This window comes from Curtobacterium sp. NPDC089689, assembly GCF_044749145.1.
Lineage (GTDB): Bacteria > Actinomycetota > Actinomycetes > Actinomycetales > Microbacteriaceae > Curtobacterium.
The window spans coordinates 821,770-844,817 of sequence record NZ_JBIVHJ010000001.1; the positions used below are offsets into that span (position 1 = coordinate 821,770).

Sequence of the window (23,048 nt, forward strand, 5' to 3'; positions counted from 1 at the left end):
CACGACATGACCGACTTCCGGTACCTCATCGTCGGCGGCGGGATGGTCGCGGACTCCGCTGCGCGCGGCATCCGCGAACTCGACGCCGACGGGTCGATCGGGATCATCAGCGAGGACGTCGACCGGCCCTACGCCCGGCCGGCGCTCTCGAAGAAGCTGTGGACCGATCCCGAGTTCAGCTGGGACGAGAAGGTCGACCTCCACACCGAGGAGACCGGCGCCACGTTCGTGCTCGGCACCCGGGTGACGTCGATCGACCGGGACGCGAAGACCGTCACGACCGACCAGGGCGACACCCACGGTTACGAGCGACTGCTCATCGCGACCGGCGGCAAGCCACGAGGACTCGACGGACTCGAGCCCTCGGACCGCGTGCTCGACTACCGGAGCGCCGCCGACTACCGGAAGCTCCGGGAGTTCGCGGACGCCGGCGCGCACGTGGTCGTCGTCGGTGGTGGCTACATCGGCACCGAGATCACGGCGGGCATCTCGCAGAACGGGGCGGAGGTCACGTTCGTGGACCCCGACGAGGTCGTGGGCGGACGGATGTTCCCTGACGACCTCGCCCGGGCGTTCCAGCAGCGGTTCGTCGACGCCGGGGTGGACCTCCGCCTGGGTCGCCGCGTCGAGTCGGGCACCCAGACCGCCGACGGCGTCGTGCTCACGCTCGACGACGGGACGACGGTCGAGGCCGAGGCGGTCGTCGTCGGGCTCGGCATCGAGCCGGTCACGCAGCTCGCCGCCGACGCCGGCCTCACCGTACGCGACGGCATCGTCGTGTCCTCGACGCTCCGGACCGACGACGAGTCGATCTTCGCCGCAGGCGACGTGGCCGAGTACCCGGACCGCATCCTCGGCACCCGCCGCGTGGAGCACGTCGACAACGCGCAGCAGCAGGGCCGACAGGCCGGGCGGAACCTCGCGGACGCCGACGAGACCTACGACCACACACCGATGTTCTACTCGGACGTGTTCGACATGGGCTACGAGGCCGTGGGGCAGGTCACCTCGTCACTCCACACCGTCGAGGACTGGCGCGAGCCGACCGTGACCGGCGTCGTCTACTACCTCGACGACGACCAGGTCGTGAAGGGTGTCCTCCTCTGGAACGTGTGGGACAAGACCGACGAGGCCCGGAAGGTGCTCGCCGACGCCCACTCGCTCTCGCCGGACATGCTCATCGGACGCATCCAGCCCTGACGGGCCGGACCGGCTGACTGACGGGAGGCGCGGTGCCAGCTGGCCCCGCGCCTCCCGTCAGTCGCGTTGGGCGTCAGCGCGCGTCGCGCGCTTCGGGGGCGACCTCGTCGACCACCTCGCGTCGGTCGGCCGGGTCCACCGGGACGCCGTCCCCGTCCGCCATCGCGACCGCGTGCGCGGACTTCGCGGCCTCGAGCGCCTCGTCGTCGTTCCGCGCCATGCCGAACAGCTCGATGAAGCGCGACTTCACGAGGAGCCAGGCGTCCCCGGGGCTCAGCCGGGCGAGGTCCGAGGACGTCGAGTCGTCGCGCACCCGCTGGAGCGAGGACACCCCGCGGTCGGGGATGCGCCCGGCGACGTGGTCCACCGCGAGCCGCGCGACCGCGTCCGCCTGTGCGTGCATGACCGAGTGCGCGCCGTCGACGACCTCGCGGAGCACCGCGTACGGGAACACCCGCGCGAGACGGCGGACCCAGTCGCGCGGCACCATCGCATCGTGCTCGCCGCGCACGATCAGCGTCCGGGCCTGCACCTCGGCGGCGCGCTCCTCGATCGGGAACGCGATCATCCGCGGCAGCACCTTCGAGAACCAGTGCCATCCGCAGAGCACGTACGCGGTGATGCCCTGCCACCGCACCGCCGCGGGCTCGTGCACCGTCGACCGGAGGAACCGGAACGCCGACTGCCGCACGGTGCGGGCGCGGGAGTCGACGACCGGGCTGATGAGCACGAGGTCGGAGATGCCCGGACGTCGGGCCGCGACCTCCGTGACGACCTGGGTGCCCATCGAGTGGCCGACGAGCACCGGGTCCTCGAGCCGGAGCTCGTCGATGACCCGTTCGACGGCGTCCGCGTACCGCTCGATCGACACCCTGCCGCGGAAGTGCGGCACGCCCGCGAAGCCGGGCAGGTCGAGGGCGTGCACCGGACCGTTCTCGTTGAGGTGCGGTGCCAGCCGCTCGTAGTACGTCGCGGCGATGCCCAGTCCGGCGACGAGCACGAAGGCGCGGTCGCCCGGCTCACCGATGGAGCTGACGCGGACGTAGGTGCCGTCGACGGCGATGCGGTCGACCTCGACGGTGACGTCGGCGTCCTCGGCCTCAGCGAGGCGGCTCGCCGGGTCGGGTGCGTGAGCAGCGCGGTCGGGAGTGCGGGCAGCGCGGTCGGCGGCGTGCGTGGTGCGGTCGTGCGGCGTGCGGTCGTCGTCCACGGTGTCTCCTCGGGTCGAACGGTCGCCCAGGATACCCGCGGAGGTGGTCCGCCCGGCGGACCCCACCCCGTCAGCCGCTGAACGTGTACGCGGGGAAGCCGTGCACGCGGGTCGGCACCGCGAACACCGCGCCCGAGTGCGGGTGGTGCTCCAGGTCCTCCTCCGCGAGGTTCTCCCGCGCTGTCCCGACGTAGAGCGTCGACAGGTCCTCGCCGCCGAACGCCACCGAGGTCACGTTCGGGGCAGGGACCTCCACCGTCTCGAGGTGTGCTCCGTCCGGCCCCCACCGCTCGACCCGGCCTGCGCCGTAGACCGCCGTCCACAGGCAGTCCTCGTGGTCCCGCACGAGGCCGTCGTGCGCGGCTCCGCTGATGAACGGCACCAGTTCGCCGAGCTGCCCGTCCGGTCCGTAGGACGCGCGGTGGATCGTCGACGTGCTCGTGTCCGTGACGAACATCGCGGAGCCGTCCGCCGCCCACTCGAAGCCGTTCGCGACACCGAACCCGCCACGCAGCGTCCGGACGGAGCCGTCGGGCTCGACCGCGTACAGCGCCCCGGCCGGGTCCTCGCCACCGAGGTCCATGCTGCCGACGACGAAGCGGCCGAACGGGTCGCACTTGCCCTCGTTGAACCGGATGCCGGGCGTCGCGTGCTGCACGTGCACGAGCTCGCGTTCGACCGCGCCGTCGTGGCCCGTCAGCACCACGGTGTCCCCGAGGGCCGCCACGAACCCGCCCGCGGCCCGGGGTTGGAAGCTCGCGAGGGGCGGCGGCAGCGGGACGACGCTCCGGACCGTGCCGTCGGCAGCCGCGGTGGTGAGCGTGCCGAGGGTGATGTCCGTCCAGCGGAGCACCTGCTCCTCCGGGCTCCAGACGATGCTCTCGGCGAGCACGGCTCGATCGTCGCAGAAGACCGTCACGGGTCCGGTGGTCACGGTGTCCATCGGTCCTGCCTACCGGCGGTCGGCTCCGTGCCCGTCCAACAAGCTCCGTGCCCGTCCGACAAGGTGTGCGGACTCTCACCCGGTTCCTGGTCCGGGCGGCTTGCCCCCGCGGCCCGACGAGCGAATCGTTGGGCTTCCATCGTCCGGGACGTCCCCGACGACAGGAGGGGCCCCATGACGCCGAAGCCACGACCGTCGCTCCGCGCACGCCTCGGCGACTGGGCGTACGTGGTCGTCGGGAGCGCCGCCATCGTCGTCGGGACGGCGGTCGGACTCGCGGTGTCGGTCGGGGAGTTCTTCGCGTCCGGGATGGAACCGAGGGAGACGTCCCAGCCCGCCGACCCGGTCGACGACGAGCCCTCGTAGCGGTCCCGGTCCGCTCGGCGGGCGTGAACCGTGGTGACCCCGCGCGGCCTCAGAGGCGGGCGTACCGGGCGCGGAAGAAGCTGTAGACGCCGAACGCCACGAACCCGATGCCGATCACGACGAGCACGACCGTCCCACCGGGCACGCCGCGCAGCGCGTCGAATGCACCGTCGAGCCCGGTCGCCTGGTCCGGGTCGCTCCGGAACGCCGCCACGGCGACGAGCACGCCCACCGCGATCACCGCGACGCCCTTGAGCACGTAGCCGACGGTCCCGAGCACCGTCACGGCGTGCTCGATCGGTCGTCGGGGCCGGACGAGCTGCTTCCAGAACGAGCGCCGGGCTCCCTCGACGACCAGTGCGACGCCGATGCCGATCGCCACGGCGGCGACGAGGAGCAGGAGGAACACCCCACCCGGCGTCGCGAGGGCCTTCGCCGCAGCACTCCGAGACGAACCGCTCGAGCTCGTCCCGACGCCGATCGCGTACTGCACCGCCGACACCGACACCGCCCCGTACACGATGGCCTTGCCGGCGTTCTTCGCCCGGGCACCCCAGGCGCGGGCGCTGTCGCTCCGACCGCCGACGACGGCCTCGACGACGAGCCGGATCGTGAGCGCCGCCGTCCCGACCGCGACGACCCAGAGCAGGAACACCCCGCCGGGGACACGCTCGATCTGCTGCAGCGCCCCGGACTGGTCGGTCTCGCTCCCGCCGGCCGCGCTGCCGATCCCGAGCAGGACGACGAGGTACCCGATCAGCAGGTGGACGACACCGCTGCCGATGAAGCCGCCGCGGGCCAGCAGCTCGAACCAGCGGCTGTCCGCCACCCGTCGGGCCTGTCGCCCGGCGTCCTCGACCGCTCGTTCCGCCGTTCCGCTCATCGATCCAGCGTGCCCGTCCGCCGACGCCGTGTCCGGGCGGTGCGGTCGCCGGACCGGTCCGCCTGCCGCCGGGAGGCCCGTGGCGGCGCCGCCACGGGCCTCCCGTCCGTCAGTCGCCCTTGACGTTGACGACCTGCCGGAGCGTGTGCCGGACGCGGACCAGGTCCGCGGCGTCCGCCATCACCTGGTCGATGTCCTTGTACGCCGCCGGGATCTCGTCGAGGAACGCGTCGGTGTCCCGGTACTCGATGCCGGCCATCGCCGCCCGCAGCTCGTCGTGCGTGAAGGCCTTCCGAGCCGCCGACCGTGAGAACCGCCGGCCGGCGCCGTGCGGCGACGACTCGAGGGAGGGCTTGTTGCCGAGCCCCTCAACGACGTACGACGCGGTACCCATCGACCCGGGAATGAGCCCGGGCTGTCCGGCCGACGCCTGGATCGCACCCTTGCGGGACACCCAGACGCTCTTCCCCCAGTGCGTCTCGCGCTGCGTGAAGTTGTGGTGGCAGTTGATCCGCTCCTGCTCGTCGACCGCGGTCCCGAGCACCTCGGCCAGCTGGCGGACGACGCGGTCCATCATCTCCTCGCGGTTGAGCAGGGCGAAGTGCTGCGCCCACCGGAGCTCGGCGATGTACCGGTCGAACTCGGCGGTGCCCTCGACGAGGTAGGCCAGGTCGGGGTCCGGGAGCTCGATCCACCAGCGCTGCATCAGCTTCTTTGCGACGGCGATGTGCCGCTGCGCGATCTTGTTGCCGACCCCGCGGGAGCCGGAGTGCAGGAACAACCAGACCCGGTCCGCCTCGTCGAGGGACACCTCGATGAAGTGGTTCCCGGACCCGAGCGTGCCGAGCTGGTTCCGCCACCCACCGTGCGCGCGTGCCGGGTCGAAGCCGGCGGCCTCGGCCAGGGTCTCGAGCTCGGCGATGCGCGGCTCGGCCGTGGCGACGATCTTCCGGTTCGCGGCTCCGGCGGACAGCGGGATCGCCCGCTCGATCTGCTCGCGGAGCGTCCGCAGGTCGGACGGCAGGTCGGCCGCGCTGAACTGCGTCCGTACGGCGATCATGCCGCAGCCGATGTCGACGCCGACCGCCGCCGGCATGACCGCGCCGAGGGTGGGGATGACCGAGCCGACGGTGGCGCCGAGGCCGAGGTGGGCGTCGGGCATGAGTGCCAGGTGCGGGAACACGAACGGCATCCGCGCCGTCGTGCGGGCCTGCTGCTCGGTGTTCTCCTCGAGCACCGAGGCCCAGCTGAGCAATCGGTCGGTGATCTTCTGCATCGTTCGTCTCGCTTCCGTGACGGTGTCGCGGCCGTGGTGACGGCCTTCGGTGGCGGTCCGGGACGACGACGCTGCGGGCGGACGGGCCCACCCCGAGGGTGGACCGTGCGCGGAGAGCAGGAGAAGGACGCCCCGGGCCGGGTGGGCACGCGGGGCGTCGGGTGACGGTCGCGTGCCTACGCGGGGTTGCGGAGGGACTGGTTCGCGTACTGCCGTCCGGACAGCACGACGAGCGTGTCGAGCGTGGGCTCGACCCGCTGTTCGAGGTGCCGTACGGCGCGCATGCGCGGTCCTTCCGTGGTGCCCGGGACGGGCGGTCCTGCCGGTGGGCAGGAGCACGACAGTAGTGCGACACGCCCGGGGTGCGCAAGGGCGACACGCCCTGGCACGGCTCAGTCCGCTCGCGTCTCGAGCTGCTGCCGCAGCCGCTCCAGCGCGGGTCCCGCGTCCCGCAGCACCCGCCGCTCACCGTCGGACAGGGCCTCCATCGCGGCGACGAGCACGCGCTCCGCCGAGGCGTCGTACACCGCGAGCCGCTGCCGTGCGAGGTCGGTCAGCCCGACCTCGGTGCTCCGCCCGTCACCGCGCGCGAGCCGCCGTTCGACGAGCCCGTCGCGCTCCATCGCGGCGACGAGGTTGCTGACGGTCGAGCGCGCGAGCCCGAGCGCCCGGCCGAGCGCCGTCGGATTCGACCACCCGTCGACGTCGAGCCGTCGCAGGACCTCGATCTGCGCGTCGGGGATGTCGGGCAGGTCGACGGAGCGTCGCGCGGTGTTGAGGAGCGACCGTCGGAACGGGCCGACCTCGGCGCTCAGCCGACGCGCGACTGCCGGCAGGTCGGGGTCGCTCGGACTGATCGTCACCCTCCCAGGGTACTCACCGGAAATACGTGTGCAACAAACGCATCACTGGAGCAAACGCGACGCATGCAGATCACGACGAGCGTCGAACACCCCGTGCCCGAGCAGGACCTCTCGGGCATCGTCGGACACCGGTTCATCTACACGTACGCGAACGGCTGGCGGTACGAGATGTACGTCAAGAACGCGACGACCATCGACTACCGAATCCACTCCGGCATGGTCGGCGGCCGCTGGGTCAAGGACCAGCACGTCGACCTCGTGGCGCTGACCGCCGGTGTCTACAAGGTCTCGTGGAACGAACCCACGGGCACGAGCGTCGTGGTGACGGTCGTCCCGGGCGAGCGGGTGCTGCACGGCACGATCTTCTTCCCGCACTGGGTCGAGGAGGACGGCAGCAAGACGGTGCTCTTCCAGAACGACCACCTCGACCGCATGCGCGAGTACCGCGACCAGGGCCCCACCTACCCGATCTACGTCGTGCCGGAGTTCGCGTACATCACGCTGTTCGAGCACGTCGGCGAGGACGACGAGACCGTCGTCGACACCGCCCCCGGTGACCTCCCCGCCGGCTTCGCGGACCGGACGAACTGATGGAGCCGATCAGTCTCGAGCACCACGGCCGGACGCTCCGCGGCTGGCAGCTCGGCGCCGACGAGCCCGGGCGCCCGGCGGCGCTCCTCGTGCACGGGTTCGGCAGCACGGACACCGGCGGGCAGCAGCTCCTCGTCCAGACCGCACGACGGCTCGCCGACCACGGCGCTGCGGTCCGCTCGTACAGCCGGCTCGGCCACGGAACGAGCGACGGTGACTTCGCAGACATCACCATCAGCGACGAGGTCGAGCAGGTCACGACCATGGTCCGGACGCTCGCCGCGGACGTCGACGGTCCCGTTCACGTCGTCGCGCACAGCCTCGGAGCCGTCGAGTCTGCCCTCGCCGCCGCACGCGAGCCGGACCTCGTCGCGACACTGACCCTGTGGTCACCCGCCGGCGTGGTCGTCGACGACATCGCGAGCAAGGACGAGATCCAGGGACAGCCGCTGGCGCCGGCACGCGAGCAGGGCTTCTTCGACTTTGGTGGGATGGCGCTCGGTACGGCGTTCATCGACGAGGTGACCGCCGGGCTCGACGTGTACGCGGGGATCGACCGCTACACCGGTCCGGCGGAGGTGTTCCACGGTACGGCGGACCAGATCGTGCCGCTGTCCTACGGCGAGCGCTACGGCGAGGTCCTGCCCGGGGCGGCGTTCACCCCGGTCGAGGGCGCCGATCACGGGTGGTCGTCCGTGCCGTTCCGGCGGCTCCTCCTCGACCGGCTGGTCGCGGCGACGGGGCTCACCAACGTCGCCTGACGGCTCCTGCACAGCCTGGAGGCACGACTCGGGTCTCCACAGCGGGGTACGTCCGGCTGATGGTCGCCACCACTGCCAGGGCAGGCTGGGCCCATGAGTGAGCGGACCCGGGACACCCCTGATGCGACCGAGAACGAGGAACGCACCGACGGGTACGTGCCCCTGCGGTCCTACGGCGCCGTCGGTGACGGGCGCACGGTGGCCCTCATCGCGCTCGACGGTCGGATCGACTGGCTCCCGATCCCGTCGATGGACTCACCGCCGGTGTTCGCGAGCATCCTCGACGCCGAGCACGGCGGGCACGTCGCACTCCGGCCGGTCGCCGACGCCGAGGTCTCCCGCGAGTACCTGCCGGGCACGAACGTCCTCGTCACGACGTGGACCACGGCCTCCGGGCAGGTCACGGTGTCCGACGCGATGGTCACCGGTGTCGCCGGTCGGCTGCCGTGGGCCGAGGTCGCCCGGTGCGTGCAGGGCGTCCGCGGGTCGGTCGAGCTCGAGTGGGCCGTGGTGCCCGGCACGCTGCTGGGCACCGCCGAACCGAAGCGGCTCGACACCGCGAACGGCGCCGTGATCGGCGTCGACGGCATCACGATCGCGATCGTCGAGCAGGGCTTCGAGCCGGTGCACGACGACGGCCCGCGCTTCTCCGGCCGGTTCACGGCGAACGAGGGGTCGAAGCACATCCTCACGATCGTCGGCACCCACGACGAGCCGATCTTCATGCCGAAGCCCGAGGCGGCCCTCGCCGCGATGGACCGCACGATCGACAACTGGGCGACCTGGTCCGAGGCCTTCCACTACGACGGGCCGTGGGCGGACGCCGTGCAGCGGAGCGCCCTCGCCCTCAAGCTGCTCATCTACTCCCCCACGGGGGCGATCGCAGCGGCGCCGACCACGAGCCTGCCGGAGGACCGAACCGGCGGGAAGAACTGGGACTACCGCTTCGCCTGGGTCCGCGACCTGTCGTACACGGTGCATGCCCTCACCCGCTTCGGGCTGCGTGAGGAGACGCACGCGGCGGTGTCCTGGGTGATGCGGACCATCGCCGAGCACGACTCGTCGATGCCGATCTTCTACGAGCTCGACGGGTCGAAGAGCGACGGCGTCGAGGACCGCGACGTGCCGGGGTGGCAGGGCATCGGGCCGGTGACGATCGGCAACCGCGCCGGCGACCAGCTCCAGCTCGGCGTCTGGGGCGACGTCTTCGAGATCCTGCGGCAGTACGTCCGCGCCGGGAACGTGCTCGACCGCAAGACCGCCGCCGTGCTCGAACGACTCGCGGACGACGCGTGCCACCGCTGGGAGGAAGCCGACTCCGGCATGTGGGAGCTGCAGGACACGCAGCACTACGTCACGAGCAAGATCGGCTGCTGGCAGGCCCTCGACGCCGCTGCCGAGCTGCACGACGCGGGCATGATCGACGGCCCACGGGACAAGTGGGTCGAGAACCGCGAGCTCATCGAGCAGTGGGTCGCGGAGCACGGGTGGGACGAGGAACGCGGGTACTACGTGATGTACCCGGGCTCGGACAAGCTCGACACCTCGATCCTGCTGCACGCGATGAGCGCCTTCGACCGCGGTCCGCGCATGGCGTCCACGATCCGCGCGATCGAGGACCAGCTGCAGCGCGGTCCGCTCGTCTACCGGTACTCGGGCATGGAGCAGGAGGAGTCGCCGTTCGTCGCGTGCTCGTTCTGGCTCGCCGCCGCGATGGCGTGCACCGGGCGGGTGGACGACGCAGCCGGGCTCATGGACGCGATGGTCGCGCAGGCGAACGACGTCGGGTTGTACAGCGAGATGATCAGCGAGGACGGCTCCTTCATGGGGAACCTGCCGCAGGGTCTCTCGCACCTCGCACTGATCCAGGCCGCGTTGACCATCGAGGAGGTCCGTGCCGAGACGGCTGACAGCGACACGGCCGACGGGGACGACACTGGCGGGTCCGACCGCACAGCGTGATCATGGAGGGGTCATGAACGACGTCGACGCACGCATGGACCGACTCCGACGCGCCGCTCGCTACCGGTACGAGCGGCTCGTGGAGAGCGAGATCGAGCGCGGATCCCTCGACCCGGACGAGGTCCGTGAGGAACGACGGCTGCTGCAGGCGAAGGACGTCGGGCAGCACGCTCGCGCCCTCATCGAGGAGGCCGAGCGCCGCGGCGTGTTCGAGGGCAACCCGTACCACGGCAAACCGCTCCCCTCGAACGACGGCCGCCACGACCCCGACTGGTGGATCCGCTCGAAGATCGAACGGGAGCAGATCAGCGGGATCGCGCCGCCGGCGTTCGCGCTCCGGAAGGAGGACGCCGAGCTCGACGACCAGCTCGATGCGCTCTCGACGGAGGGCGACGTCCGCGACGTCCTCGAGGACTTCAACGCCCGGGTCAAGGAAGCCCGACGGCAGCTGCTCGGCGGGCCGCCCGTGGTGACACCGCTCCGCGACGTCGATGCAGCGGTGTCGGCGTGGCACGCCCGTCGGGAGGCCCGAGCCGCGTCCGACGCGGCCGCGGCGGCCGCGCGGGCTGCGGCGTCCGACACCCGGCGACCTCGTTGGTGGCGCCGTCGTCGCTGAGGTGATCCGCGCCTCCAGGCCGGTGCACACGCACGAGAGCGCCGCCCCCGTAGTCCGGGGGCGGCGCTGCTGCGTGGTGGTGCGGGGTGTTACTTGATCTTGGCGGTGATGGTCGCGGTGCCCACGAGCAGGCCGCGCTTGACGGCGTCGGTGCCGAACGTCTTGTTCAGCAGACCGGCAGCGTCCTCGGACACGTGCACCGTGGTACCGGTCAGGATCGCGTTGTCGCCCTCGAGCTGCAGCGGCTTGAGGGTGCCACCCCACAGCTCGAACAGGTACGCGTTCGCCGCGGCGACCTTGCCGTTGACCAGCACGTCACCGTAGAGCTTGGACGACCCCGGGTTCACCACGAAGTTCTCCAGCGTCACCGTCGTGTCACCGGCCTTGAGCGTCAGGCCCGAGTCGTCGTGGTTGAGCAGCCCCTGCACGTAGGGGCGGTACGAGCCGTCCGGGTTCCAGTACGTGACCGACCCGGCCGTGATCGGGAACGACACCGACCCGTTCTCGAGCTTGGCGTCGCCGGACACCCCGGGGGTGAGCTTCAGGGCGGTGAGGGCGTCGGTGAAGCCCGAGTCGAGCTTCACCGCCGTCGTGCCACCCAGCACCTCGGGCACCGACGCGACCGGCGCCGGGATCTTCGACGAGGACGAGGACACGGTGTGGATCGCGGGCGTCGACGCGTTCGCGGCGCCGACACCGAACGCGGCGCCACCCAGGACGAGCGCGCCCGTCGTGGCGAGGGTGATCGAGGTCTTCAGGCTCTTGCGCATGATCTTCGTTCCTTTGCTGTGGTTGACGCTCCGGCCGGCGGCCCTGACCCGCGCTGCTGTGCGCGAGTCGTGTACCGGCCGTACGTGACCGGGGAGCTTCTTGGGCGATCCGCCCTGGTGTCATGCATTCGGCACCCCCGTCCCGACGGTTTGGACGTGTTTGCTGGAAGTTCGCCACCTGCCGCTCCGTACCGTGGGTGTATGTCCCCTGCACCCATCGCGACCACCGACCGCATCCGGGCGATCGACGCCTGGTGGCGCGCCGCGAACTACCTCACCGCCGGGCAGATCCACCTGCTCGACAACCCGCTCCTCACCCGGCCGATCGAGCCGGACGACATCAAGCCACGCCTGCTCGGCCACTGGGGGACCTCGCCGGCGCTCAACCTCGTGTACGCGCACTGCAACGCACTCATCGCCGAGACGGACCGACAGCTGCTGTACGTCTGCGGTCCCGGGCACGGCGGCCCGGCGATGAACGCGAACGCATGGCTCGACGGCACGTGGAGCGAGCTCTACCCGGACACCACGCCGGACACCGACGGGCTCCAGCGCTTCTTCCGGCAGTTCTCGTTCCCCGGCGGCATCCCGTCGCACGCCGCGCCGGAGACCCCCGGTTCGATCAACGAGGGCGGTGAGCTCGGGTACTCCCTCGCCCACGCCTACGGTGCGGCGCTCGACAACCCGGACCTCGTCGTCGCGTGCGTGGTCGGCGACGGCGAGGCCGAGACCGGGCCGCTCGCCGCGTCCTGGCAGGCGCACACGTTCCTCGACCCGGTGTCCGACGGCGCCGTCCTGCCGATCCTCAACCTCAACGGGTGGAAGATCGCGAACCCGACCGTCCTCGCCCGCATCCCCGGGGAGGACCTCGACGCGTACTTCCGCGGGCTCGGCTACGAGCCGATCACGGTCGACTCCTCCCGGGTCGACCACGACCCGTTCGCCGTGCACGCCCTGCTCGACGCCGCACTCCGGCGAGCACTCGCCCGCATCGACGACATCCAGGCCGCCGCCCGCGCGCAGGCCGAACGCGCCGCAGCCGGACAGCTCGCGGGTGCTGCCGACCTCCGTCCGCGGTGGCCGATGATCGTCCTCCGCACCCCGAAGGGCTGGACGGGGCCGAACGAGGGCACCTTCCACTCGCACCAGATCCCGCTGCCCGACGTGCGGACGAACGACGAGGACCGCGCCCGGCTCGAGGAGTGGATGCGCTCCTACCGCCCGGAGGAGCTGTTCGACGAGCACGGCCGGCCGATCGGCATCCTCGGATCCATCCGTCCCGAGGGCGACCTCCGCATGAGCGCGACCCCGTTCGCGAACGGCGGCCGGATCCGGACCGCGCTCGACCTCCCCATGATCGCCGACCACGGCGTCCCCGCCGGTGAGCCCGCCTCGGCGACCGGGACCCTCGGCCCGTGGCTCGCCGCCCTGGTCGAGCGGTACGGGTCGGACTTCCGCCTGTTCGGCCCCGACGAGACGATCTCGAACAAGCTCGACGCGGTGTTCGACGTCACGAACCGGGTCTGGCGAGCGGACCGGGCACCCGGCGACGAACACCTCTCGGCGCGCGGCCGCGTCATCGAGGTCCTGTCCGAGCACGTCCTCGAGGGCATGCTCGAGGGCTACGTCCTGACCGGTCGGCACGGCATCCTCAACACGTACGAGGCGTTCGCGCACATCATCGACTCGATGGTCGGGCAGTACGCCAAGTGGCTCGAGTCCTCCGCGGACCTCGACTGGCGCATGCCGGTGTCGAACCTCACGATCCTGCTCTCGTCGCACGTCTGGCGACAGGACCACAACGGCTTCTCGCACCAAGATCCCGGGTTCCTCGACGTCGTCGCGTCGAAGCAGCAGGACCTCGTGCGGATCAAGCTCCCCGCCGACGCGAACACCCTGCTGGCCGTCACGGCCCACGCGCTCGAGACCACGAACCGCATCGAGGTCATCGTGGCCGGGAAGCACCCGGAGCCGGTGTTCCTGTCGCTGGAGGACGCCGTGGCACACGCCGAGGCAGGGCTCGGCGTGTGGGAGTGGGCCGGCACGGAGACCTCGGTCGGCCGGGCGGACGTCGTGCTCGTCGGGGCCGGCGACGTCCCCACGGTCGAGACGCTGGCGGCCGCCGCGATCATCCGCGAGCACGCACCCTCGGTCGGCGTGCGGGTCGTGAACGTCGTCGACCTGCTGTCGATCGGCGACCCGCGCAAGCACGAACACCCGGTCTCCGACGAGCGGTACGACGAGGTGTTCCTCCCCGGGACGCCGGCCGTCTTCGCGTTCCACGGGTACCCGGCACTCGTGCACCAGCTCACGTACCGCCGACACGGGCACGACGACCTCCACGTGCACGGTTTTCAGGAGCAGGGCACCACCACCACGCCGTTCGACATGCTCATGCGGAACGACATGGACCGCTTCGCGTTGGCGCACGACGCACTCACCCGGGTCGACGCGTCGGCGCACGCCGAGCTGCTCGACCGCCTCGGTGCGGCTCGTGACGCGGCGCGGGAGTACGCCTACACGCGCGGCGAGGACCACCCGTCGGTCGCGGGATGGGAGTTCGCCGGCTGGCCGCAGGACTGAGCGGCTCGACCGTGCGGCAAGACTGAGCCGCACGTCCGCAGGTCCGCGCGGTCAGGCTCGGCTCCCGCGCCGGACGCGTCTCCTGCACCGACCTGGAGGCACGGCTCACTCTCCACAGGACCGGTCACGCCCGTCGCGTGGCCGGTCCTGTGCTGCCAGGCTCAGGACATGGACGTGGGGTGGACGAGCGCGGCGGTGGCGGTGATCGGCGCCGTGGTGGCGGTGGCGAGCCTGGTGGTGACGGTCCTCGAAGGGGTGCGCGCGAGGCGACATACGAAGTACTCGGCCCACCACGATCACTGGTGGCAGCGTTGGTCATGGATCGCCGAGCGGGCGCTCTCGAACGCCGAGTGCGACCACGACGCCGCAGCGTTGATGGCTCGGGCGGTCCTGAGTCGTTCGTGGTCGACACCGGACGACGACTGGATGGAACGAGCCCTGGACGCCTACGAGTTCCGAGCGGCGAGGCGTCGACGAAAGGAGGCACGACGTGATCAGTGACATGGAGGACGACCGCTTCTTCGAGCTGTTCGCACGCTACGAGCGCAGCACCCTCAGATTGTTGCAGGATCCGCACTACGGTCCGATCATCCGGTCGGACGGCTCCCTCGCGGAACTCGAGGAGATGCGCGTCGAGCGTCGCGAGCGCGAGGAACGAGCCCGCGCCCGGAAGCTCCGCGCCGAGGCCTCCTTCGCCGAAGGCTGAGCAAGCCGACGCACGCCGAGCCGTGCCGAGCAGCGCCGTGCCAGGGTGGACGGGTGAGCGACCTCGTCATCCCGACCCCGCCGCGGCCGACCGTCCCGACGACCACTGGTGGCCAGTTCCCCGTCCGGCGGGTCTTCTGCGTCGGCCGCAACTACGCCGCGCACACGCGGGAGATGGGCCACGACCCGGACCGTGAGCCGCCGTTCTTCTTCACCAAGCCCGCGGACGCCGTCGTCGGTGACGGTGCCGACACCCCGTACCCGCCGCTCACCGCGCAGCTCGAACACGAGGTCGAACTCGTGGTCGCGATCGGCGCCGCCGCGGTCGACGTCCCGGCGGCCGACGCGCTGGGCGTCGTCTGGGGCTACGGCGTCGGGCTCGACCTCACCCGCCGCGACCTCCAGGCCGAGGCGAAGCGGCTCGGTCGCCCGTGGGACGCTGCGAAGGGGTTCGACGCGTCTGCCACGGTCGGCGTCCTCGTCCCCGCCGCCGGGGTGGACCCGACGCAGGGGGCCGTGGAGCTGACGGTGAACGGCACCCTCCGGCAGGCCGGCGACCTCGCCGACCAGATCTGGTCGGTCGCCGAGACGATCGCCGAACTGTCCCGCTCGGTCCGGCTCGCGCCCGGCGACCTCCTCATGACCGGCACGCCGGAAGGCGTGGGTCCGCTCGTCCGGGGCGACGTGGTCGAGGGGCGCATCGCGGGCGTCGGGTCGGTCCACACCGTCATCGTCTGAGCGAGCGCGACGCTCCTCCACACTCGCGGTCCCGCCGCGTCCCGGGCACGTGTCGAGGGACTGGGAGCGCTTGCAGGTCGGCAGCGTAGACCTCATGTGACGTCAGGGGTCAGTGGCGTCGCAACATCACGGACAGGGCCGGGTGCCGGGGAGCAGCAGGCCGTCCGGAACCGGAGGTGCCGACGTGCTCGAACACGACCTGCTCGCCACGTCCTCGACCTGGGCGGGCGACGAACCGATCGGCGAGCGGGTGCGCGCCGTCGGTGCCGCCGGGTTCGCGGGACTCTCCCTCACCGTCGGCGACCTGCACGAGGTCCGCGCCACCATCGGGTTCGCGGAGCTCCGGCGCATCCTCGACGGCTCCGGGATCGTCTGGGTGCAGCTCGGCCCACTCGACCGCTGGTGGTCGAGCGACGACCGTTCCGCCGACGAGGACGCCGACCGCGGTGTGGTCTTCGAGGCGACCGCGGCGCTGCGTGCGTGGCAGGTCGTCGTCGGGGCGGACACGACCCTGACGGTCCGCCCCGCAGCGATGATCGACGACTGGGTGGCGCTCGCGGCGCGGACCGAGCAGCTCGGTGCGCAGCTCGTCCTCGAGCCGGAGCCGTGGTCGAACCTGCCGACGGTCGAACGGGCCGCTCGGTTCGTGACCGCCGCGGGGCACCCGAACGGCGGTCTGCTCCTCGACGCGATGCACACCCTCCGGGGCGGCTCGACCCTGGCATCGGTGCACGAGGGCGTCGCGCCCGCCGTGCTCGCCGCGGTCGAGCTGAGCGACGGGCTCCTCCACACGCCGGCCGGCATGACCCTCGCCGAGGAGTCCCGCGCCGCACGGCACCTCCCCGGCTCCGGGGCGTGGGATCTGCCCGGCTTCGTCCGGACCGTGCGCGACCTGGGCTTCGACGAGCCGTGGGGCGTCGAGGTCCGGACCGCAGCGCACCACGCCATGCCGACCGCCGATGCCCTGCGGACCGCGGCTGCCGCCACCCGTGCCGTGCTTGACGCGGCCGATACGTTCGGCGCTCCCGCCGCCCCTGCGATGCCGTCCACGCCGGCGCCGACCTCCGCCGTCGACCTGGACTCGTCGCGCGCCCCGCGGATGCCGATGCCCTCCGTGCCGCTCCCCCGCCGGGAGGCCGACACAGGGACGCCCGCGTAGGTTCGCGAGCATGACGGACCACGACGACGAACTCCTCCGCCGTTCCCAGGACGCGATCGACGAGGCGAAGGCCGCTGCGGCCGACGTGACCGAGCCCGACGAGGACGACCTGGTCGAGCGGGACCTCCCGGTGGCGGACGACGCCGAGCCGAGCGACGGCCCGGCGCCCGCGCCCTGAGCTACCCAGCGACCGCGGCCCAGGACAGCCGGCCCAGGACAGTGGGCCCGGACAAGCCGTCCCAGAAGATTTTCCGATCAGGTGTGACGATCCGGTCCGCCGACGCGTCTCAGTGGTGAGCCTGCCAGTCGCTCACCGCGGCTGGCGTCAGCGCGCCGTGGCCGGTCATCCCTGAACGCCGGTCACGGCGCTCGGACGGCGGCCCGTGCGTTCCCTGATCCGGCGCACGGGTCGCCTTCACCCGCGGGCTCCGCTGCGGACGCGGGGCTCAGTCGTCGACCTCGTCGCCGAGGAAGTCGGCATAGGTGACCTCACCGTCCGCAGTGCCGCCCTCGGGGTGCGCCGGGACGCGCTGCGGTCGCGGGCTCGCCGCCGATCCGCGCTCCTCCGGCGTGAAGGGCGGCAGGTAGTTGCTCGCGCTCATGGTCACGCCCTTCCGTCTCGGCGAACGTAACAGTCGCGGGACGCCCGGCAGAGGGTGGTCCAGCGATCGTCCCCCGGAGACGCGTCGAACGGGGGACGGTTGTTCGCCCGGGGCGGAGCCCATGCGTGTGCATCTGCGCGATCAGGACTCGCGCACGACGTCGTCGGGGTCCTTGTCCGCGCGCCATCCACGCCACGAGGGCTGGCGGAGCCGTCCGTCCCCGGTCCACTCCGCGAACTGCACCTCACCCACGCGCACCGGTCGGACCCAGTGCGCGTCACGCGCATCCGAGCGAGGGACGTCCACGAACGGGGAGTCGTCGCGGGCCAGTGGTTCGAGCACCCCGGCGATCTCGTCGAGGTCGCGGTCGCGGAACCCGGTCCCGACCTTGCCGACGTACTCGAGCCCCTCGGGGCCCGGCACTCCGAGCAGCAGGGAGCCGATGCCGCCCGCCCGCCGCCCCGCACCGGGGCGCCACCCGCCGACCACGACCTCCTGCGTGGCGTGGTGCTTGACCTTGAGCCAGGCCTCCGAGCGCCGACCCCCGGCGTACTTCGAGCTGCGCTTCTTCGCGACGACCCCTTCGAGCCCTCGTCGCTCGGACTCGGCGAGCGCGGCGGCGAAGTCCCCCTCGACGACGTCGGGGACGTCGATGACGCCGCCGGGTTCGACGACCGTCGCGAGGGCCTCCCGTCGGGCGGTGTACCCGTGGCGGGTGAGCTCGTGGCCGTCGGCCTCGAGCACGTCGAACAGCAGCAGGCGCACCGGCGTCGTCGCACGGGCCGCTTCGACCTCGCGCGTCTTCGTGAGGCCCATCCGGTTCTGCAGGAGCTGGAACGAGGGCCGTCCGCGGTCGTCGAGTGCCACGATCTCCCCGTCGTAGACGCCGTCGACCGCGGCTCGTTCGGCGAGGTCCTGCAGCTCGGGGTACTGGGCGGTGAGGTCGTTGCCGTTCCGGCTCGTGAGGGTGACCCGGCCGTCCCGGACGGTCGCGAGCGCCCGGACGCCGTCCCACTTCAGCTCGAACGCCCAGTCCGCGGGGTCGAGCCGGGGCTCGCCCTTCGCCAGCGTCGCCTGCATGGTGCGGCGTTCCTCGGGGCGCTCGGTCGCGGGGCTGGTCGCGTGCACCGCCGGCCGGGAGGCACGGGTCGGCCCCGCCCCGCGCGTAGCGCCGGCCGTGCTGCCGGGCTCGCGGTCGGGCTGGTCCTTCGTGCGGTGGATGAGCCAGTTCTTCTCGTCGCCGTCGCGTCCACGTCCTCGCCCCCGGGTGTGCAGGAGCGCCAACCGTCGCGCTCCCCCGGTCCGGCCGTGCAGCGTGACGATGACCTCTTCGCCGTCGCGCCACTTCTCGAGCTCGTACGTGCCGTCGTCCCAGATCGTGACCGTCCCACCGCCGTACTCGGCCTTCGGGATGGTCCCCTCGAAGGAGCCGTACTCGAGCGGGTGGTCCTCGGTCTGCACGGCGAGGTGGTTCTTCCCCGGGTCCGTCGGTTCGCCCTTCGGGAGGGCCCAGCTGACGAGCACGCCGTCGTGCTCGAGGCGGAAGTCGTAGTGGTCCCGCGTGGCGTGGTGCTCCTGGATCACGAACGTCGGGGTGCCGTCGTCCCGGACGGTCGGCGCCCCGGCGGGGACGGGCTCCGGCGTCTTCGCGGCGTCGCGCTTGGAGCGGTACGCCGCCAGGCGGTCCTCGCTCGCCTGGTCCGCGTCGGCGGTCCGGTCGCTGTCCCAGTGGCCGGCGTCGGGTCGTCCGACGGCCAGCGAGGCGGAGGCGACCGGGTGCAGGAGGTCCCCACGGGCCTCCAGGCGGTCGAGCACGTCGTCGAGGGTGAGCTGCGCGAGCCCGCGCTGCGTCAGTTCGTCCCAGGTGCGCGGGGCGGCGACCGTCGGCCGGTCACGGCCGCGGAGCGAGTACGGCGCGATCGTCGTCTTGTTGCCGTTGTTCTGCGACCAGTCGACGAAGACCTTGCCGGTGCGTTCGGCGCGGCTCATGGAGGACAGGACGAGGTCGGGGAGGTCCTGCTCGAGCGCCCGGGCGAGTTCGTGCGCGACCTCGGACACCTGGGCGGTCGTCGCACGGCCGTCGAGCGCCGCGTACAGGTGGATGCCCTTCGACCCGGACGTGACCGGGTAGGGCTCGAGCCCCATGCCCTGCAGGACCTCGCGCGCAGCGACGGCGACCTCGACGCACTCGGGCAGCCCGACGCCCTCGCCCGGGTCGAGGTCGAGCACGAGCCGGTCGGGGTTCTGGTGCCCGCCACGCGGGCCGAAGCGCCACTGCGGCACGTGGAGCTCGAGCGCGGCCTGCTGCGCCATCCAGACGAGGGTCGCCACGTCGTCGACGATCGGGTACTCGGTGTCGTGCTCCTTGTGGGCGATCGTGTGGTGCCGCACCCAGTCGGGGGCGGAGTCGGGGAGGTTCTTCTCGAAGAAGACCTTCCCGTCGACGCCGTTCGCCCAGCGCTTCCGGGTCACCGGGCGGTCCTTCACGTGCGGGATCATCCACGGTGCGACCCGCTCGTAGTACTCGATCACCCGTCCCTTGGTGGTCCCGGTCTCCGGGTAGAGCACCTTGTCCGTGTTGCTCAGGCTGATCGACCGCCCGCCGACGAGCACCGTCCGCCGCTTCGCGACCGGACTCACAGCGCCACCCCGGTCGCTCCCGCCACGGTCAGGGTGGACCCGGAGGTGTACGACGACTCCGGCCCGGCGAGGTACACGTACGCGCTCCCGAGCTCCACGGGCTGCGCCGGTCGCCCGAACGGGGTGCCCTCGCCGTAGTGCGCGATCTCGTCGCCCGGGTAGCTGATCGGCTGCAGGGGTGTCCAGACCGGCCCAGGCACGACCGTGTTCGCCCGGATGCCCTTCGGCGCGAGCTGGCGAGCCAAGCCGTTGGTGTACGTGATGATCGCGGACTTCGTGGCGGCGTAGTCGATCATCCGCGCCTGCGGCTCGTACGCGGACACCGAGCTCGTCGTGACGATCGCGCTGCCGGGAGCCAGGTGCGGGACCGCGGCCCGGACGAGCCAGAACAGCGAGTACAGGTTGACCTTGAGCGTGCGGTCGAAGGACTCGGTGGTCTGCTCGGCGACGTCCTCGTGCACCTGCTGGAACCCGGCGACGGTGACGAGCGCGTCGAGCCCGCCGAGGGTGCTCACGGCGTCGCGGACGAGCCGTGCGCAGAAGTCCTCGTCGGTGAGGTCGCCCGGTAGCAGGACCGCCTTGCGTCCGAGGTCGCCGATCACGTCGCGGACGTCCTCGAGGTCGCTGAGCTCGTCCGGCAGGGCGTTCAGGGAGACGTCCGCGCCCTCCTTCGCCATCGCGATCGCCGCTGCCCGCCCGATGCCCGAGTCGGCGCCCGTGACGAGGACCCGGTAGCCGGTCATGCGACCGCTCCCCTGGTAGGACCGTTCGCCGTGGTCGGGCGCCGGGTCCATCGCGCTCGCGAGCCCGGAGCCGTCCTGCGTCTGCGCGGGGAACGGTGGGCGGGGGTGCTGGGTCCGCGGGTCCTGCTTGTCGAGCTGACTCATGTGCCCATCGTGCTCGCCCTTCCCCGGCACCGGCACAGCAGCCGCGGACCTGTGGAGAACCCGTCCCTCCGGACGTTCCGGTGCAGGGACGGGCATCATGTGGCCATGAGGTCGATCTGGAAGGGCTCCATCGCGTTCGGGCTGGTCAACGTGCCGATCAAGGTGTACGCGGCCACCGAGACCCACGACGTCTCCCTGCACCAGGTCCACGACGAGGACAAGGGCCGCATCCGGTACAAGCGCGTGTGCGAGTTCGGCCACGAGGTCGAGTACGCCGACATCCAGCGCGCCTACGACGACGGCGAGAAGACCGTCGTGCTCACCGCCGACGACTTCAAGCAGCTCCCCGAGGAGCAGTCGCACGAGATCGAGGTCCTGGAGTTCGTGCCGGTCGAGCAGGTCGACCCGATGATGTTCGAGAAGTCGTACTACCTCGAGCCGGACTCCCGGTCCCCGAAGGCGTACGTGCTGCTCCGCGAGACGCTGGCGAAGACCGACCGGCTGGCGATCGTGCAGTTCACCCTCCGGCAGAAGACCCGGCTCGGCGTCCTGCGGGTCAACGACGACGTCATCCTCCTGCAGGGACTGCTGTGGGGTGACGAGGTCCGTGCAGCGGACTTCAAGGGTCTCGACACCTCCGTGAAGGTGAGCGCGAACGAGCTGAAGATGTCGTCCTCGCTCGTGGACAGCATGTCCACCGACTTCGACCCGGACCGGTACACGGACGCCTACCAGGAGGAGCTGCAGCAACTCATCGACGCGAAGCTCGCGTCCGGCGACGACGTCGACACCGCCGAGACCTTCGGTGAGCGCGACGAGGACGACGACGAGGGTGAGGGTGGTGACGTCATCGACCTGATGGCCGCCCTGCGGGCGTCGGTCGACAAGAAGCGGACGGGAGGCTCGGGGTCGCGTCCCCGGAGCGGGTCGCGTTCCGGGGAGGACGACTCCACCGCTGACGACGCGCCGGCCGAGCGGGCGCCGGCCTCGAAGCGGACGAGCACCGCGAAGACGAGCTCCACGAAGACGAAGGCGTCGACCTCGGGGACCACGGCGAAGAAGGAACCGGCGAAGAAGGTCCCGGCGAAGAAGGCACCGGCGAAGAAGCGCGCCAGCTAGTCCTCGGTGTCCCGCGCCGTGCGGCGCAGCACCGTCGGCAGCGCCGTCCACAGCGCTCCGGTACCGACGAACACCGCGACCCCGGCGATGATCCCCCCGCGGCCGCCGAGCACCACGTCGAACACGAACCACACCGTCCCGGCGAACAGCAGCGCCGCGGCGAAGAGCGTCACGAGCAGCAGGACGTTGCCCGCGCGCACGAGGTCGTGCTTCTGCCGCTGCTTGAAGACGAGGCGGTGGGTGGCCACGACGGCGAGGGCGACGACGGTCACGACGACCGCGAGCACGACGAGCGTGAGGTAGATCGTCTCCTGCCGGGCGGTCAGCGACGAGAACCGCTGCTGGAACGGCAGCGTCAGCAGGAACCCGGCGAGGATCTGCGTCCCCGTCTGCACGATCCGCAGCTCCTGCTGGATGTCGCTCCAGTTGCGGTCCCACCGTTCGGTCGGGGTCTCGTTCCGACCCCGCTGCAACTCGCTCATGCCGCGACCGTACTGCCCGCGCCGGCCCGCGGATCGCCCCGCTCCGTCACGAGCCGGAAACACGTTTCGGGGACACTGGGAGCATGACTCCACAAGAGCCAGGGAGCCTGACCTCGTCATCCGTGAGCGCAGGCCCGCCCGTCACCGTGTCCATCACCCGCCTCGTCGAACCCGACCGGATCCCGGAGGCCACCCGCTGGGTGCAGTCCGGCGTCAACCTCGCGAACCGCTACCCGGGCTTCCTCGGCTCCGGGTGGGTCCGCTCGCACGCGACGAGCCGCGAGTGGCACGTGCTGTACCGGTTCGCGGACCACGAGCAGCTCGCGGCGTGGGAGGCCTCCGACGACCGTCTGCGGTGGCTCGACCTCGGCCGTGACCTCGTGGTGGAGTCCCGGGTCGAGAAGCGCACGGGCATCGAGGGCTGGTTCGACGCCCCGCAGGACACCCCGGCGTCGAGCGCTCCCCCGCGGTGGAAGCAGGCGGTGAGCATCTGGCTCGGCTTCTTCCCGGTGAACCTCGTCTTCACGTACCTGGTCGGCTGGCTCGTCCCGGCGTTCGGGCACCTCGCCGTGTTGCCGCGCGTACTGATCACGACGCTCGTGCTCACGCCGATCATGACGTTCTGGGTGCTGCCGTTCGTGACGAGGGCGATCCGCCCGTGGCTGCTCGCACCGCCTCGGGACGCGTGACCC

At 71.7% G+C, this 23,048-nt stretch carries 24 protein-coding genes; 14 read left to right on the forward strand and 10 right to left on the reverse strand.

Going from position 1 to position 23,048, the window contains the following annotated elements:
* Positions 1-6: 6 nt before the first annotated feature.
* Positions 7-1,200 (forward strand): NAD(P)/FAD-dependent oxidoreductase, encoded by a 1,194-nt coding sequence (locus ACIPYW_RS03915; protein ID WP_400410886.1) that lies wholly within the window; start codon positions 7-9, stop codon positions 1,198-1,200.
* Between the two features lie 73 nt (positions 1,201-1,273).
* On the opposite strand, the gene ACIPYW_RS03920 is transcribed toward ACIPYW_RS03915, so the two are convergent.
* Positions 1,274-2,410 (reverse strand): alpha/beta fold hydrolase, encoded by a 1,137-nt coding sequence (locus ACIPYW_RS03920; protein ID WP_400410888.1) that lies wholly within the window; start codon positions 2,408-2,410, stop codon positions 1,274-1,276.
* Between the two features lie 70 nt (positions 2,411-2,480).
* The gene (locus ACIPYW_RS03925) at positions 2,481-3,353 is read right to left on the reverse strand and encodes an SMP-30/gluconolactonase/LRE family protein (RefSeq protein WP_400410891.1); all 873 of its coding nucleotides are present in this window, start codon (positions 3,351-3,353) and stop codon (positions 2,481-2,483) included.
* A 174-nt stretch (positions 3,354-3,527) separates the two neighbouring features.
* Here ACIPYW_RS03925 and ACIPYW_RS03930 point away from each other — a divergent pair, with 174 nt between their 5' ends.
* Entirely contained in the window at positions 3,528-3,719 is a 192-nt protein-coding gene (locus tag ACIPYW_RS03930) for a hypothetical protein (RefSeq protein WP_400410892.1), read from the forward strand.
* A gap of 49 nt (positions 3,720-3,768) precedes the next feature.
* On the opposite strand, the gene ACIPYW_RS03935 is transcribed toward ACIPYW_RS03930, so the two are convergent.
* The 3 genes from ACIPYW_RS03935 to ACIPYW_RS03945 all read right to left on the reverse strand — a co-directional run bounded on the left by ACIPYW_RS03935 (position 3,769) and on the right by ACIPYW_RS03945 (position 6,741).
* Positions 3,769-4,602, reverse strand: coding sequence for a DUF1206 domain-containing protein (locus ACIPYW_RS03935; RefSeq protein ID WP_400410895.1), 834 nt, complete (start codon positions 4,600-4,602; stop codon positions 3,769-3,771).
* Between the two features lie 109 nt (positions 4,603-4,711).
* Positions 4,712-5,878: an RtcB family protein gene (locus tag ACIPYW_RS03940; RefSeq protein WP_400410897.1), complete on the reverse strand. Its 1,167-nt coding sequence runs from the start codon at positions 5,876-5,878 to the stop codon at positions 4,712-4,714.
* Positions 5,879-6,270: 392 nt separating this feature from the next.
* The gene (locus ACIPYW_RS03945; RefSeq protein WP_290133016.1) at positions 6,271-6,741 is read right to left on the reverse strand and encodes a MarR family winged helix-turn-helix transcriptional regulator; all 471 of its coding nucleotides are present in this window, start codon (positions 6,739-6,741) and stop codon (positions 6,271-6,273) included.
* Between the two features lie 63 nt (positions 6,742-6,804).
* Here ACIPYW_RS03945 and ACIPYW_RS03950 point away from each other — a divergent pair, with 63 nt between their 5' ends.
* The 4 genes from ACIPYW_RS03950 to ACIPYW_RS03965 all read left to right on the forward strand — a co-directional run bounded on the left by ACIPYW_RS03950 (position 6,805) and on the right by ACIPYW_RS03965 (position 10,671).
* On the forward strand, positions 6,805-7,332 hold the full coding sequence (locus ACIPYW_RS03950) for a phenolic acid decarboxylase (protein ID WP_290133017.1): 528 nt from the start codon (positions 6,805-6,807) through the stop codon (positions 7,330-7,332).
* Complete coding sequence (locus tag ACIPYW_RS03955) at positions 7,332-8,093, forward strand: alpha/beta hydrolase (RefSeq protein WP_400410900.1); 762 nt, start codon at positions 7,332-7,334, stop codon at positions 8,091-8,093. Before ACIPYW_RS03950 ends, ACIPYW_RS03955 begins: the two co-directional genes overlap by 1 nt.
* Before the next feature lie 93 nt (positions 8,094-8,186).
* Positions 8,187-10,055, forward strand: coding sequence for a glycoside hydrolase family 15 protein (locus ACIPYW_RS03960; RefSeq protein WP_400410902.1), 1,869 nt, complete (start codon positions 8,187-8,189; stop codon positions 10,053-10,055).
* A gap of 13 nt (positions 10,056-10,068) precedes the next feature.
* A complete protein-coding gene (locus tag ACIPYW_RS03965; protein ID WP_400410904.1) occupies positions 10,069-10,671 on the forward strand; it encodes a DUF1992 domain-containing protein in 603 nt (200 codons plus the stop codon).
* Positions 10,672-10,760: 89 nt separating this feature from the next.
* Here ACIPYW_RS03965 and ACIPYW_RS03970 read toward each other — a convergent pair whose 3' ends face one another.
* Entirely contained in the window at positions 10,761-11,441 is a 681-nt protein-coding gene (locus tag ACIPYW_RS03970; protein WP_400410906.1) for a hypothetical protein, read from the reverse strand.
* A gap of 201 nt (positions 11,442-11,642) precedes the next feature.
* On the opposite strand from ACIPYW_RS03970, the gene ACIPYW_RS03975 reads away from it, so the two are divergent.
* From ACIPYW_RS03975 to ACIPYW_RS04000, 6 genes are all read left to right on the forward strand, one after another.
* Entirely contained in the window at positions 11,643-14,024 is a 2,382-nt protein-coding gene (locus ACIPYW_RS03975; RefSeq protein ID WP_400410909.1) for a phosphoketolase, read from the forward strand.
* A 195-nt stretch (positions 14,025-14,219) separates the two neighbouring features.
* Complete coding sequence (locus tag ACIPYW_RS03980; protein WP_400410911.1) at positions 14,220-14,525, forward strand: hypothetical protein; 306 nt, start codon at positions 14,220-14,222, stop codon at positions 14,523-14,525.
* Positions 14,515-14,730 carry a hypothetical protein gene (locus tag ACIPYW_RS03985; RefSeq protein WP_400410913.1) on the forward strand — a complete coding sequence of 72 codons (216 nt, stop codon included), beginning with the start codon at positions 14,515-14,517 and terminating at the stop codon, positions 14,728-14,730. The genes ACIPYW_RS03980 and ACIPYW_RS03985 overlap by 11 nt, the downstream gene beginning before the upstream one ends.
* A gap of 53 nt (positions 14,731-14,783) precedes the next feature.
* Positions 14,784-15,467 (forward strand): fumarylacetoacetate hydrolase family protein, encoded by a 684-nt coding sequence (locus ACIPYW_RS03990; RefSeq protein WP_400410916.1) that lies wholly within the window; start codon positions 14,784-14,786, stop codon positions 15,465-15,467.
* A gap of 184 nt (positions 15,468-15,651) precedes the next feature.
* The gene (locus tag ACIPYW_RS03995) at positions 15,652-16,626 is read left to right on the forward strand and encodes a sugar phosphate isomerase/epimerase family protein (protein ID WP_400410918.1); all 975 of its coding nucleotides are present in this window, start codon (positions 15,652-15,654) and stop codon (positions 16,624-16,626) included.
* Positions 16,627-16,636: 10 nt separating this feature from the next.
* Positions 16,637-16,804: a hypothetical protein gene (locus ACIPYW_RS04000; protein ID WP_400410920.1), complete on the forward strand. Its 168-nt coding sequence runs from the start codon at positions 16,637-16,639 to the stop codon at positions 16,802-16,804.
* Positions 16,805-17,072: 268 nt separating this feature from the next.
* Here ACIPYW_RS04000 and ACIPYW_RS04005 read toward each other — a convergent pair whose 3' ends face one another.
* The 3 genes from ACIPYW_RS04005 to ACIPYW_RS04015 form a co-directional block, all read right to left on the reverse strand.
* Positions 17,073-17,228: a hypothetical protein gene (locus ACIPYW_RS04005; protein WP_400410921.1), complete on the reverse strand. Its 156-nt coding sequence runs from the start codon at positions 17,226-17,228 to the stop codon at positions 17,073-17,075.
* Positions 17,229-17,369: 141 nt separating this feature from the next.
* Positions 17,370-19,868 (reverse strand): ATP-dependent DNA ligase, encoded by a 2,499-nt coding sequence (locus ACIPYW_RS04010; RefSeq protein WP_400410923.1) that lies wholly within the window; start codon positions 19,866-19,868, stop codon positions 17,370-17,372.
* On the reverse strand, positions 19,865-20,755 hold the full coding sequence (locus ACIPYW_RS04015) for an SDR family oxidoreductase (RefSeq protein WP_400410925.1): 891 nt from the start codon (positions 20,753-20,755) through the stop codon (positions 19,865-19,867). The genes ACIPYW_RS04010 and ACIPYW_RS04015 overlap by 4 nt, the downstream gene beginning before the upstream one ends.
* 105 nt (positions 20,756-20,860) lie before the next feature.
* Here ACIPYW_RS04015 and ACIPYW_RS04020 point away from each other — a divergent pair, with 105 nt between their 5' ends.
* Positions 20,861-21,874, forward strand: a complete 1,014-nt coding sequence (locus tag ACIPYW_RS04020; protein WP_400410927.1) for a Ku protein — start codon at positions 20,861-20,863, stop codon at positions 21,872-21,874.
* Here the strand turns inward: ACIPYW_RS04020 and ACIPYW_RS04025 are convergent.
* Positions 21,871-22,356, reverse strand: a complete 486-nt coding sequence (locus ACIPYW_RS04025) for a DUF6328 family protein (protein WP_400410928.1) — start codon at positions 22,354-22,356, stop codon at positions 21,871-21,873. The genes ACIPYW_RS04020 and ACIPYW_RS04025 overlap by 4 nt on opposite strands.
* Positions 22,357-22,439: 83 nt before the next feature.
* On the opposite strand from ACIPYW_RS04025, the gene ACIPYW_RS04030 reads away from it, so the two are divergent.
* A complete protein-coding gene (locus ACIPYW_RS04030; protein ID WP_400410930.1) occupies positions 22,440-23,045 on the forward strand; it encodes an antibiotic biosynthesis monooxygenase in 606 nt (201 codons plus the stop codon).
* Positions 23,046-23,048: the final 3 nt, after the last annotated feature.